This is a genomic window from Gabonibacter chumensis (assembly GCF_024741215.1).
Lineage (GTDB): Bacteria > Bacteroidota > Bacteroidia > Bacteroidales > Marinifilaceae > Gabonibacter > Gabonibacter massiliensis.
This window is the reverse complement of the sequence record NZ_JANSKB010000002.1, coordinates 632,631-646,089: the sequence shown is the minus strand read 5'-3', so window position 1 is coordinate 646,089 and position 13,459 is coordinate 632,631. Positions and strand designations below refer to the sequence as shown.

Genomic DNA, 13,459 nt, shown 5'->3' with positions numbered 1-13,459 from the left:
TTTAAGAATATGAAACGCGATATCTTATATGGTATTTTGTACATATTAACCATCGGACTGGTAGCTTGTACCGATGATTTGATCGATGGAGAAGAGGAATTTGTGCCGAAGGGCGAAAGCTCCTTAATGGCTACCGTGGAGTTTAAACCGCTGGCTGCGGCTTTGGTCGGGAAAGCTAAGACCGCTGGCAATACCATTAAAAGTATTGAAAATCTTTGCGTACTATTGTATGATTTGGAAGGGAAGTTGGTAGAGCGGCGTTTGCTTGCCTCCGGACAATTTTCCGTACAAAACGAAAACAGAGAGGGAATCAATATCGCCGAGAGTTCTACGCCCCGAGCCGTATTTAAATTGACGATACCCTATGGGCGCTATTATATCTATGTCGCAGCCAACATGGGGGATCTCGGCTCTTATGCAGAGAAAATCCAGACGATAGACGGCCTTAAAAGTATCTCTTTGGGTTGGCAAAACAAGGTGGCCGAAAATAATCAGATGTTCGGTCATTTTACCGAGGAAGATGAAATTCATGATGAGGCACCCGTGTTGACTGTCAACCAAAAAAATATGCGGCTACACGCGTGGATACGCCGTGCGGCTTCGAAAGTGACGGTTGCTTACGACGGTACGAACCTTGAGGAAGGGGTTTTTATCTACATTAAATCTGTGCAGATCAGAGATATTCCCGCTCGTTGTTTCCTTGGACAGAAAAATACTCCCGTTAAAACGGACGAACTTATTCGCGAAGGCGAAACGATAACATATGCCGATCCTAAGAATCAGCCTTACGACGAGACTTGGCCGGTACGTGTCACCAAGGGAAAACCGAAGCACGGAAGCGATCATTCCGAAACTGCCGATGCGCTTTTCTTTTATGAAAACATGCAGGGAGAAGGGAAAAGTAAGCGTCAGGATGCAAACGAGAAGGGAGTGATCGCCTATCCTAATGGAAATCAGGAGGGAGCCGACGGATACAAAGATAACAAGCCTTACGGCACTTATATCGAAGTCCGGGCTTACTATCGTTCCATTAACGAAAAAAGATTGGGAAACGGGGATATCGTGTATCGTTTCATGCTTGGCAAGGATGCGGATAAGGACTATGATGCGGAGCGTAATCATCATTATAAATTAACATTGAAATTCAATCATTTTGCTAACGATGTGGATTGGCATATTGATTACAAGGAGGAGATTCCGAGTATCCAGGTACCGGAACCTTATTACATTTCCTATCTCTATAATCACTCCATGTTGTTACCCGTTAAAGTCAACGGCGGTTCTAATAAAGTGACGGAGTTATCGGCCAAAATCGATACGAATGCGTGGGCTCCTTATAATGCTCCCCGTTTCGATTACTGGAGAAATATGGATCCGGAGGTAACTTCGAGTGCCCCTTTAAATCCGTGGAACGGCTTTTTGTCTCTACGCAGGACAACGCAGACCATTCTTAACGAATCGGAAATCACATCGAACGAGATGTATTATAAAAACACCAACCGAGGAGAACGGGTGTACAAAGAGGTAACGACAGGCGTGTACGGATCGGATACAGAGGACGGCCGGTATTACGTGGTGAAAGAACCCGAGGAAAATACGGTGACTTACCGGCTTCCCATGTATACTCGCGCTAAGCAAATGATTGTTAAAACGGGTTACACGGGTAATAATCCTTATGTCGCTTACCAGCGTAAAGCGGTGGTTACGTTCACGGCAACGTTGTCTAACGGAAAAAAAATCGTAAAGCCGGCTACCATTATGCAAGTACGTCGTGTAGTGAATCCGAAGGGCATATGGCGTAAACACGATAACAAGCGGTCGTTCCATGTCGTGTTGAAACGACTACCGATGGAAAATGCCACGGAATTTCAAACTTTTACTTCAGAAGGAGCGTGGAAGGCTTATATCGTGCGAGGCGACAAACAAACCATCACTTTAGCGAAAGATACGGTGAAGGGCAGCACGGGGACTCCCATCGATTTTCAAGTCTATTTTAACGGTTGCGATGAACATGAATCCCGTTGTGCGGTGATTCGTGTGGAGTATCACAACTACAGTTGTTACCATCTGATTTTTGCCCGTCAGGGGTACGCTCCTTTGGCGCTAATAGAGAATGGCAGGAAATGGCATTCGTTTAATATGCGTACGGCCACGCAAGAAGCGGAAGCTCCCACGGAGGAAGGTTCGCTGTTTAAATTCGGTAACTGGGAACAACCGATCGACGCTACGAATAATAAAAACGACAAGCCGGTTTGGATTGACGTATCCGAAGATGATTTCAAAGATCATAAGGATACCCCATTTCTTATTGCGGGAACAGGTACAAGTTGTCTTTGGAGCGAAATAACGTCAGAGAATCATTTCGGGAGTTTTTCCGATCCTACTGTAAACGGGAAAAAAGTATCCGTGGCAACCTATAAAGATTATAATGATTTGTGGGATAACGACGACATTGAACAAGGTTTTGGCGTGCTTTACGGGGATGAAGCTACCGAAACCCTCTCTAAGATAGAGGAGGTTTATGGTTATCAATATAATACGGATCCGAAGTTCGGCATGCGCGGGGTTTTCGTGTACAACAAGTCGGAAACGTCAAAAGAGTACGGCGGCAGAAACGTGTTTTTCCCTTTGGGAGTTTCCGGGTACGGCCATCGGAAAGACGGGAGAAACGAAAATGGGAAAATAGCGGTACTCAGGTATGCTTCGGGGCGAAGTGCTCCCTTTCCTACGCCTGATAATAATCCGCTTTTCTATGATCTTTATATGCGACCGGGAGCTATTTATTGGTTAAAACAGAAGGAGAACAATGGAAGAGAAGCCGAGGCTATTGCTTGGGATTTTAATTATTTTACCTTCGATTTCAATTTGATAAGCAGCACTAATATTTTCAACGGTAAAGAGAGCGTGAATACGAGCGATGCATGTTTTATACGTTGTGTGGAATAGGCGACCGGACTGTCATTTTATAACGAAATAGAAAAGACATGAAAATTGCAGGCGAAATATTCGTTTTATCGGTGTTGTTTGCCGTTTGGGGAAACGGTGGGGCAGCTCAACCATCGGATACGGCTATCTGCGGTAAGATTTTACGGGATACCTTGTCGTCTCGGGAACTTCCTCTTCCCAAAATCCCTCCGACTCTTCGTCGTGCTCCCGAAAGGGCGGCTTATCTTGTTACGCGTTTTTGGGACGATATGGACTTCCGGGATACGCTATGCGGTCGTGATACGGCTTTTATGGAACAGAATTTCGTCAATTTTGTCTCTTTGTTTCCTCATGCCGAATCGACTTCATTGCAACCGGCTGTCCGGAGCCTGATGCGACGAGCCGAAGCCGACCCCGCAGCCTATACACTTTTGGTGGAAATAGCTGAAAAGTATCTTTATGAGTCCGGTTCCCCGATGTTGAATGAGGAGTATTTTATCTTTTTTCTGGAGGAAATTGCGCGTACGCCTGTTTTGGGAGAATACGATAAAATGCGGCCCGTCTATTTGCTGGAAGCGGCAAAGAAAAATCGCCCCGGAATGAAGGCTGCCGATTTTACCTATTTTACCCGGGACGGAAGCTTGCAGACGCTTTACGGTACGAAAGGGCGTCGAATACTGTTGATCTTTTATGACCCTGATTGCGATCACTGTAAAAAAATAATGGAGAAGTTGCAAGGAAATGAATTTCTCCGGCAACAAATTCATGCAGAACAGTTGACGGTACTCGCTATTTACGCGGATGACGACCGGAAGGCATGGAACCGTACGAAAAACGATTTTCCGACGGAGTGGATTGTCGGATTGGACCGGGGCGATATTCGGGAGCGGGAACTGTATGTCATGTCAGTCATGCCGACGCTTTACCTGCTTGATTGCGGCAAGAAAGTGGTTTTGAAAGAAGTATCGTTGCAAACACTTCTCGGTGTGTTAGCCGATGATTTACATCGTTAATTCTTAAAGGCATTTCAAAGGATATACGTAAACTTTTTTCAGAACGTCTCTCTCTTGTCCGTTGAGGTTTTTGCTTGCACAGGTCTTAGAACAACTACTTTTGATTTTTAATACGATAACAGCTGGAAGAACATATAAAGAATTATAATATATTAATATAAACTCGTTAATGCTGTTCCAATTTAAATACTATTTTTGAGAAAATTAAAAATAGTTTAGCCTTATGAACTTATATAATATCAACACGGTTGCTCGTTTCGAGTCAAAAATTTTAAGACGTTCCTGGCTGTTTCGTATATTCACTCCGTTTTCGTTGTTTATTGTCGCTTGCTTTCAGTTAGTGGTACAGGGAGATTTACTACCCTGGAGTTCTTGGAATTTTATCGCTTTATCTTCCTATATGCCCTATTTGAATGCAAGTATCGTGGGTGTGCCTTTGGTCATCATGGTCGTTTTGCTGGCAAAAGATTTTTGGAGTGGTAGTAAATGGGACACGATGGAGATGGTGTATGTCCGTCCGATGAGTAATGCCGATTTTATTATCGGTAAGGCATGGGGAAATATTCGGGTGTTTATGGGAGTGGCATTGATCTCCTTGGTGATAAGCGCAACGATCAATCTTTTGCTCAGTGATGCCCCGTTTAACGGTTTTCTTTATCTTTTTTATTGGATTGTTTTTTTATTGCCTTCTTTGCTTTTTATTTTAGGGTTATCTTTTTTCATCGCAAGTCTGATTCATAACCGGGCATTGACGATATTGTTTTTATTGGGATTCGTGTTTTTGACTCTATATTTTTTAGATACTAAAGGACACGGTATTTTCGACTTCTTGGCTTCTACGATTCCCAACACCTATTCCGATATGGCGGGTTATCCGGATTTAGGCTTTGTTTTATTACAACGATTGGGTTGGCTTTTGCTGGGATTTGGTTTAATCGGCTATTCGATTACTTTTTTGAGGCGTATTCCGAATCGTCCCGATAGTCGAATCGTTCAACTCAAATTTTCCACTTTGTTCGCGATCGGGGGAATCTTGTGTGGCTGCATGTTATACTTCTCTTTTTATCAAGTCAAAACTCATCGTGCGAACTACATAGCGAGTTACGATAGATATAGCTTGAAAGATAAATTGATATTGGATCGACAGACGATTACCTATCGGCAGATGGGTAGTAAAATAGAGGTAAACACCTCTTTACGGCTTGTAAATCCTCGTAATCGGGAGGTAAATTCGGTCATTTTGTATCTGAATCCCGGCCTGCAAGTGAAGCGTTTGTTGAAAGGTGATCAGGAGTTGGCTTATTTCCGGGATAACCAGGTGATCGAGATAAAAGAGAACGTGCCGCCCGGAGATACGCTTGTGCTTGTGTTGGAATACGCGGGGCGAATCGATGAGAGAATCTGCTATCTGAATCAACCGGAAAAAGATATATTTGATAGTCAAACGATCGGTTATTCTTTTTTTCGAAACGGGAAGCGATATGCTATCGTTGAGAAGGGGTATACGCTATTGACACCGGAATGCCTCTGGTACCCGGTAAGCGAACCTCCCGTGAATCTGAAAAACAGATACGATGCTCGGATGAATTTTACTTCATATAGTTTGACGGTTGTAAATACCGGGGACAGGACGGTTTTGTCACAAGGCGAATCGAGCCGTAACGGAGAAATCACGGAATTTAAGCCTGAATATCCTCTGCCGGGAATTTCATTGTGTATAGGTTCTTACAAGAAGTACTCCGTAAACGCGGATTCGGTATCCTTTGAACTTTATCTTGTTGAAGGACATGACGATTTTATGCAATACCTGACTTATATAAAAGACTCGATGGAAATGTTCGTGTCGAGTACGAAAGAGGTATTGGAAGGCATGAAAGGGCGAGATTATCCATATCGTCGTTTTATGCTAATAGAAACTCCGGCTTCCTTTGCCTCCTATTATTGTTTCGAGCGGGGAGGAAGTGAACGCATCCAACCGGAGATGGCATTGATGCCGGAACGGGGAATCGGTTTTTGGACTATGAATTTTAAAATATCCCAGCAATATATGAAGCAAATATACGGGAAAGAAACTTCTCCGATAGAGATCGAACGGAAGATGTTGGATCAGTTTATTCAGTCCGTATTTTTTAATGAATATGCTGCCGGAAATGAAAATGTCTCCATTGGAGTCTTTTCAAACAATACATCTACGGATTTTGCTTTAACCGGTAATCAGTTTGATATCTCTCCGTTGTTTTTTAATTACACAGGCCAATTGGACGTGCCTGATTACCCTGTTATGAATGTGGTGTTGACTGATTTGATGAAACGGCAGGATGGTAAGGAAAAAGGGCAAACAAGTAATTGGTCGACGTATAGCAGCTCTCAAAAAAAGGCCATGCGCTACCTGAAAGATCATAGTCTTAAAGAGGCATTGGAAGCTTCCGAACTCTCTTCGGATGTGTTGTACCAGATTATAAAATTGAAATCGTTGATGTTAAAAGAGCAGTATTTTATACCGACGATACCTGCTGCTGATTTTAGGAAGTTTATTAATAATTATTTGTATGAACACCGGAATGCTCAAATAGATTTCGTCGCTTTTGACGGGGAGTTTGTAAAACGTTTCGGAGTAAGTTGGTTAGAGATTTTGCCGGAATGGTATATGACGAAGGGTATTCCCGCCTATCTGATTCAAGATTATCTTGTCGAAGAAGTGGAAGAGGGGGGAAATGATTTAGACGGAAGAACGGGAAAACGTTATCGTCTTCAAATAAGCGTGTATAATGATTCGGATATTGCCGGAGTAGTGACATTCGGTTATACGCAAATATCTACGGTTTCGAATGCCTTCGGGAGTGTAAATATTACCAGTAATACGACTTCCGGTCGTTCTGAAAATATTTTGATCGGTCCGAGGGAAGCAAAGAAAATTGTCATCATGTGTGACGGTGAATTTGTTAACGCAACATTGAATACGAATCTTTCTTCCAATCTTCCTATTGCTATTAATTATTACCGGGATGGAGGATCACAAAAAACGAGGGAAACCACTACGGGCGTGACAGATATCGATGCTGCCGTTTTCTTTCCCAAAGAGGGTGAACGGATCGTAGATAATGAGTCGGAAGGATTTAAAGTCATGACCTCTTCCTCCGGTAATAAAATGCGTAAATGGATGAAAGCGAATGAAACAACGGAATACAAAGATTTTTATACGATGACGGCATCCGAGGACTGGTCTCCGGTCGTATCGGACGAATTTTACGGGGGACATATACGTAGCGGTTGGATAAAAAAGGGGGGAGACGGTAGAGCCAAGGTCGGGTGGACGACCCGATTGGATAAAGCCGGATATTACGAACTTTCGGTTTTTATACCGAATAGCGTGGAATTATACCGAATAAAAGTAAATAATAAAGGAGAGGCGCTACAAAATGTAAATGCAGTAAGGCAGTATTATACGGTATACCGTAACGGAGAAAAATCGGAAGAAGAGGTTGAAATCCCCTTGCCGGAAAGAGGATGGTTATCCTTAGGACGTTTTTATTTCTCGCCGGGAGAGGCTACGATTGTGCTTAATGATAAGAGAAGTGTTGCCGGCCAGATCATCTATGCTGATGCTGTGAAATGGGTTTTTGATGGTGAAAAGTAATATTTATTTATAATCAGGTATGGATATAAGTATGGTTCTATCGGTTGTGATTGCAATATGTACGGCTTTGTATACTGTAATCAACCTGATGATGTGGTTCGAAAGCCGGGCTACCCGTAAACAAAAGATAACGCCTTTTATTGTGGCTTATCTCCAATCGACGGATTCCCATATGGTAGAAGTTTTGCATATAAAAAATATCGGGGAGGGATACGCGAAGGATGTTCGGTTTAAGGTAATAAAAGATTACAAAAGATTGGGGAGAGAATCCTTATTATTGTCTGAATGCGGGGCCATTAAAAGAGGAGTCTCCTCATTTCCACCGCAATATGAAGTGACCTATTATATTGAAAGCTGGGGAGATATAGGGGAAAAAAATATCGATGAGGTCATCGAATTGGAAATTTCTTATAAAAGAATGGATGGAAAAGAGATCACTAATAAGTATGCTTTACCGCTAAATGAGCTGACAGATCAGAATTACAGTAATCCACCAGAAACTTTTATCGGTCAAATTCCGCATTATTTACAAGAGATTAATAAGACTTTAAAGAGCGATTTGAAAAAGGCATGATGATTTTGAACGTCTTTATCCCGTAAAGGCAAACCGACTGTCGGGTTTGCGATCCATTAGGTTGGTTAAGAGATCATTTTTAAATCAAACGGTTCGTATAAAAAGGGGCCTCTGCATAGGATTTTTTGCCGATAAATAAGTACTTTTGTCGGTCGGCAGAAGGAAATAGAATGGAGTATTTTTTAGAATATTTTGGCGTTGTGACGGGGATTGTGTACCTGGTATTGGAAATTTTTCAGCATCGGGCGATGTGGGTTGTCGGGTTCTTGACCTCTTTCGTCTATGTATTTGTCTTTTTCTTTTCCAAATTTTACGCGGACATGAGTTTGAATATTTATTATGTTTGTATGAGCGTCTATGGTTTCTGGCAATGGCGGAAGATAGGGAACAGGGGAGAAAAACGAGAGGTTGCTATATTGTATCGCCATTTGAATCTGAAAATATTCTTAGGGATTATAGCGGTAACAGGAGTGTCGTACGGGATTTTATTCCGCATACTTGCCGATTATACAGATTCTCCTGTTCCGGTCGGTGATGCTTTTACGACGGCGTTGAGCATTACGGCCACGTGGATGCTTGCCCGCCGGATTTTGGAACATTGGTATTTTTGGGTAGTAATTAATTTTGTATCGGTGTATCTCTATTACCAGCGGGAACTTTATCCGACTTGTTTTCTTTTTATTTGTTATGGGGTACTGGCTGTCGTTGGATGGATCAATTGGAAGAAAAGGGGAATTTTATATGATGGAAAATTATAAATGTGTGGTCATCGCTAATGGTTTATTTCCTTCCGGAGAGTTAGCGTTGAAGATGTTAAATCAGGCAGAGCATGTCATTGCTTGTGACGGGGCTGTAGTTCATTTGGAACAACGTGGGATTGTTCCGGATGTGATCGTGGGGGATCTGGACAGTTTACCGGAAGAGTTGTCCGTTCGTTACGCCGATCGTTTGCATCAGGTGAGGGAGCAGGAGACCAATGATTTGACAAAGGCTGTTCGTTATGCCGGAGAAAAAGGAATTCGGGAAGTACTGATATTGGGAGCCACGGGGTTACGTGAAGATCATACATTAGGAAATATCTCGTTGTTACTACAATATGCTCCCGATTTCGACCGGATTGAAATGTTATCTGATTACGGTTTGTTTACGCCGCTCTTGAAAGATGCGACCTTGTCATGTCGGCCCAGGCAACAGGTTTCGCTCTTTTCTTTATATCCTCACGGGGTTGTTTCGACCTTCGGTTTGCGTTATCCTATCCGGAAACAGAGGTTTTTATATTGGTGGGAAGCCACCTTGAACGAAGCTTTAGGCGAGACCTTTTCCGTTATCTTGGAAGAAGAGGCTAAGATTATCGTTTATCGCCAAATGTGAATTTATTTCGTTTCGAAAACAGGCCGTAATATTTTTTATATAGCCTGTAAAATGAAATTAATTATCTTCCTTTTCTTCCTTGCTGACAGGTTCTTTTGTTTCCGGTAACGGATAATTGAATATATCGTGTTTATCTTTAGGCTGAAGGTACTTTAACCATTGAAAGCCTTTTAGCCGAGCTTCCTCGGGATCAACGAGGAACAAGGGGTTCAGTTCTCCTTCCGGTTTGTTTATAAAGATAATATCCGTTACTTTTCGGTTTTTTATTTCGATACGTATGTTTGAACTCGTGGCCCGGTTCATTCCTATAATGGCTCCTTTGTCGTCCGGATAGTAAATACTCTCTCCGTTTCCATCCACGAACACTCTATAAAGTTCGTTATCTTTAAAATAACCGGTCATGTTCCTGCCCTTGAGCTGATCGAACATTTCGGTTCCCTCCCTTCGGGCTATCATCATTGCCTGATTTTTCAGATAAAACTCTTTTACGGTTCCTTTTCCGGTAAGAATAGATATAATTTCTCCCGTCATTTGATTGCCAGAGGCCCATATCACCGGCCGCTTATAAATGGAGATCATAGAATCGACCGTTAAGTAGACCACGGAATCGCCAACTCCTTGTAGGTCTTTACTATAAAACCGGACCTTGTAGTAAGCTTTTAAAACATTATTGCCTAATGTATCCTTGTTTAAAAAAAGCGTATCGCCGTGTAAAAATAAAGAGTCTTGTTTTCCCGCGAGAATCAGTAAAGCGCGATCGGTAACAAAAGCGTTGTTACTTTTTTGGTTAACCATTCCATAATTCCCTTTTACAATGACATCATTGACCGTATCGGTAAGTATTACATCGTCTATTAAAAGAGCCTCTTGCGTAATACTGTCAATGACCATGGTCTTGGCTGTTCCTCCATAGGTTAGGTAGGTGATATGATTATTTTTGTAAAGTTCGGCATGCCCTGTCAATGTGTTGTACCATCCATCCTCTGAATATAAAGTGGTACCCTCTTCGCTTTTTCCGTATATATTCGTAGGACCTAATATGGAGACCACTTTCGTCTCTGTTTGGTATTTTAGGGTATCCGAGTGAATAATATAGTCGGGAGCATCTACTCGTACACTATCTTTAAAGTACGCTAATTTGGTCTTGGTAAAGTAGTTTCCTAATTTGCTGGTTAGAACCGTTACGCTGTCTTTTATTTGTCCGCCATTAAAATAGTAACCTATTTCAAACAAACCGTCGTAATCTAAAAAGTGGGTCGTTAACGTGATCTTAGGATCTCTTAAAGAAACATTGTTTCTGATTTTCACCATTTTCGTGTTACCGTCGTAATGCATGTAATCACCTGCCAAGTGTATGCTATCGTTTTGTCTGGCCCTCACATGTCCGAAAGCTTCGATATAGTTACTGTCCGGATATTGGTAAAGACTATCACACCACATAAGCATATTTTCATGAGTCATATGAACATTGCCGATAAATTTATTTATTTTTTTCAGGTTGTCGATCTTAAGATTATCAGCATGTTTTATGTCGATCTTTGCCGGTTTTTTGTTTTGTGCGGAAATATTCCCCATCAATCCTCCAAGACAGATGCACCCTATAATTCCCCAGATACGTAGCATTTTGTTTACGATTATAATGATTGAAACGTGGCCTACTCTTTTAGGGATTTATTTAATCCAGCCGTCAAAATTAAACTTGGCATTCTTGTACTCGTCGTCAATATGTATATAAGTACTTTCTTGCTTTTCTTTTATCCATTTCTGAAAAGCCTTTTGTCGTTTCTCTATTAATAAATTATTCTCGAAGAAACTCCAGTCGTCTTGAAGATTGGCTTTGTGAGTAGGGTAGTAAGCCTTGATTTTTATAATTTTATACTCTTCGATAGGACCGGATTGATCCCAGAAAGGCTCTGAAATTTCTCCTACTTGAAGGTTTTTTACCTGTTTGGCCATTTCCCCTTTAATTATCTCCAGAGGGAGTTTGGGGTTGGCGTCTTCATCCACGATTAACCCGTAATTATTTCTCGTGTTTTTATCATCGGAACGCATTTCAGCCACGTACTCGAAAGGTACGCTGTCTCTTTGAATATATTTCACGATAGAATCCATTCTCTGTATGGCTTCTTGCCGTTGGCTGTCTTCTATACGCGGACGTAACAAAATGTGACGTACGTTTACTTTATCTCCCTGTCTGTCGATTCCCTGAATGAGATGGAATCCGTATTCTGTTTCTACGATCTTGGAAAGTTTTCCCGGTTTCAAGGCAAAAGCCGCTTCCGCGAATTCGGGAGCTAATTGGCTTTTAGCGATATACCCTAACTCTCCACCCTTGGAGGCAGATACGGGATCTTGCGAATAGAGTCCGGCTAAAACAGTAAAAGATTGTTTGCCGCTTAAAACTTCATCCCGGAATTCTCTCAATTGGTTTCTGATCCTCTCTTTTTCCGAATCGCTGATTTTAGGACGAATCACGATTTGTTGAATTTCGTATTGAGCTCCTACGTCTCTTATACTGTCTTTATTTAATTTTTTATAGTAGTAACGAACTTCTGAAGGAGTGACTCTCACGTCTTTTACGATTTTTTGTTGCATTTCCGAGGTAATTGCTCCCTCTTTTACAACGGTTCGCATTTCGTTTTTAAGTTCTTCTATCGATTTACCGAAATAACTCTCCATTCTTGCCTGAGAACCGATTTGATTAATATAGCTGTCTATTCTGGCATTTAACTCTCTTTCCACATCTTCGTCCGTCACAACGACACTGTCTACTTTCGCTTGTGCCAACAACAATTTGTTTACCAAGAGTTGTTCCAATACCTGAGTTTTATAATCGATTTGGGGATCGAGTATATTTTCACTTCTTAGGTGTATCAGCTGATTTTCGATTTCTGATTTTAATATGATCTCTTCTCCCACGACAGCCACAATTTTGTCTATAACATTATTTTGCGCTGAGGCATAGTTTATTAAGAATGATAACGTAAGTAGTACTAAATATCTCATAATTTATTTGTAAAGTTATTTCAATAAAAACGCTCTAAACTAATACTTTTTCTTCAAAAACACGGAATAATCTCTCTATTTTCTACGATTTCAATATATTTTGACGTAATTTTTTTCTATTCCCTCTTCGTTGATCTGTTTTTCCAAATTATCCTCGAAGTTCATTTTCTTCTTGTTCCGTAAAATAATTTCAATTTCCTGTTTCACGTAATCTGCCGGGGCTGTATCGTGTTCATTTAAGATCTCCTTGATTCTCAAGAAAAAATAATTTTCATCATCTTCTATCTCAAGGTATTCTTTGTTCTTGTATTTCTTTTCCCAATCTTCTTGAGTGATGGGTAGAATATTTAATAAATATCTTAATTCTATCCATTTATCATTGAAATTATCGTACTTTTTAGCATTGGTGATACAATACTCTTCTAAAGCCGCCTGATCGTTTGCCTCATTGGAGCGGATCCATTTTCGGACATTATTGATGTTAGATGCCGATTTCGGGATGATAATCAATTGAGCTCTGACGACGGGAGTTCTCAATACGAAGTTATATTTGTTTTTTTCATAATATTCGTCTATTTCTGCTTGACGAATTTGAGCCTCTAATTTTTGGGATATCAGTTTTTCCTTGTATTTATAAATTAAGATAGAGGAAGAGTATTCTTCTACCTGTTTGCGGATGTCTTTTTCTTTATCGGAAAGATTTTGCAGGGCCTTATTTAATAATAGCTCTTTTGTGATCCATTTCCTCACGTATTTTTGTGCTATCAAAGTACTGTCTGTTTTGGATGTACCCGTAGGGATTATTTCATTTACTTCGGATAGAAGCAGGTATTTATCCAATACTTTGGCTACCGGTACATCGTTCGGATCGATTTTATTGCCACATCCGCTTAGGAATAGAGTGAACAAGACGAGTATAATTATTGATTTCAT

Annotated in this window: 9 protein-coding genes; 6 read left to right on the top strand and 3 right to left on the bottom strand. The window is 41.1% G+C overall.

From position 1 onward, the window contains the following. The first annotated feature begins 9 nt into the window (after positions 1-9). The 6 genes from NVS78_RS09420 (at position 10) to NVS78_RS09395 (ending at position 9,520) form a co-directional block, all read left to right on the top strand. On the top strand, positions 10-2,946 hold the full coding sequence (locus NVS78_RS09420; protein WP_286358965.1) for a DUF4906 domain-containing protein: 2,937 nt from the start codon (positions 10-12) through the stop codon (positions 2,944-2,946). Positions 2,947-2,984: 38 nt separating this feature from the next. Then, positions 2,985-3,938, top strand: a complete 954-nt coding sequence (locus NVS78_RS09415) for a DUF5106 domain-containing protein (protein WP_286358964.1) — start codon at positions 2,985-2,987, stop codon at positions 3,936-3,938. A 223-nt stretch (positions 3,939-4,161) separates the two neighbouring features. Next, positions 4,162-7,575 (top strand): ABC transporter permease, encoded by a 3,414-nt coding sequence (locus NVS78_RS09410; RefSeq protein ID WP_286358963.1) that lies wholly within the window; start codon positions 4,162-4,164, stop codon positions 7,573-7,575. A 19-nt stretch (positions 7,576-7,594) separates the two neighbouring features. Beyond that, positions 7,595-8,149 carry a DUF8453 domain-containing protein gene (locus NVS78_RS09405; RefSeq protein ID WP_286358962.1) on the top strand — a complete coding sequence of 185 codons (555 nt, stop codon included), beginning with the start codon at positions 7,595-7,597 and terminating at the stop codon, positions 8,147-8,149. Between the two features lie 170 nt (positions 8,150-8,319). Beyond that, on the top strand, positions 8,320-8,907 hold the full coding sequence (pnuC, locus tag NVS78_RS09400) for a nicotinamide riboside transporter PnuC (RefSeq protein ID WP_286358961.1): 588 nt from the start codon (positions 8,320-8,322) through the stop codon (positions 8,905-8,907). Then, the gene (locus NVS78_RS09395) at positions 8,891-9,520 is read left to right on the top strand and encodes a thiamine diphosphokinase (RefSeq protein WP_286358960.1); all 630 of its coding nucleotides are present in this window, start codon (positions 8,891-8,893) and stop codon (positions 9,518-9,520) included. The genes pnuC and NVS78_RS09395 overlap by 17 nt, the downstream gene beginning before the upstream one ends. 57 nt (positions 9,521-9,577) lie before the next feature. On the opposite strand, the gene NVS78_RS09390 is transcribed toward NVS78_RS09395, so the two are convergent. The 3 genes from NVS78_RS09390 to NVS78_RS09380 form a co-directional block, all read right to left on the bottom strand. Further along, the gene (locus NVS78_RS09390; RefSeq protein WP_286358959.1) at positions 9,578-11,143 is read right to left on the bottom strand and encodes an OstA-like protein; all 1,566 of its coding nucleotides are present in this window, start codon (positions 11,141-11,143) and stop codon (positions 9,578-9,580) included. A 48-nt stretch (positions 11,144-11,191) separates the two neighbouring features. After that, entirely contained in the window at positions 11,192-12,526 is a 1,335-nt protein-coding gene (locus tag NVS78_RS09385) for a peptidylprolyl isomerase (RefSeq protein ID WP_286358958.1), read from the bottom strand. A gap of 90 nt (positions 12,527-12,616) precedes the next feature. Next, positions 12,617-13,459: a peptidylprolyl isomerase gene (locus tag NVS78_RS09380; protein ID WP_286358957.1), complete on the bottom strand. Its 843-nt coding sequence runs from the start codon at positions 13,457-13,459 to the stop codon at positions 12,617-12,619.

Coding starts and splice junctions, on each gene's coding strand:
- NVS78_RS09420 (WP_286358965.1), top strand. CDS start 10: ATGAAACGCGATATCTTATATGGTATTTTGTACATATTAACCATCGGA.
- NVS78_RS09415 (WP_286358964.1), top strand. CDS start 2,985: ATGAAAATTGCAGGCGAAATATTCGTTTTATCGGTGTTGTTTGCCGTT.
- NVS78_RS09410 (WP_286358963.1), top strand. CDS start 4,162: ATGAACTTATATAATATCAACACGGTTGCTCGTTTCGAGTCAAAAATT.
- NVS78_RS09405 (WP_286358962.1), top strand. CDS start 7,595: ATGGATATAAGTATGGTTCTATCGGTTGTGATTGCAATATGTACGGCT.
- pnuC (WP_286358961.1), top strand. CDS start 8,320: ATGGAGTATTTTTTAGAATATTTTGGCGTTGTGACGGGGATTGTGTAC.
- NVS78_RS09395 (WP_286358960.1), top strand. CDS start 8,891: ATGATGGAAAATTATAAATGTGTGGTCATCGCTAATGGTTTATTTCCT.
- NVS78_RS09390 (WP_286358959.1), bottom strand. CDS start 11,143: ATGCTACGTATCTGGGGAATTATAGGGTGCATCTGTCTTGGAGGATTG.
- NVS78_RS09385 (WP_286358958.1), bottom strand. CDS start 12,526: ATGAGATATTTAGTACTACTTACGTTATCATTCTTAATAAACTATGCC.
- NVS78_RS09380 (WP_286358957.1), bottom strand. CDS start 13,459: ATGAAATCAATAATTATACTCGTCTTGTTCACTCTATTCCTAAGCGGA.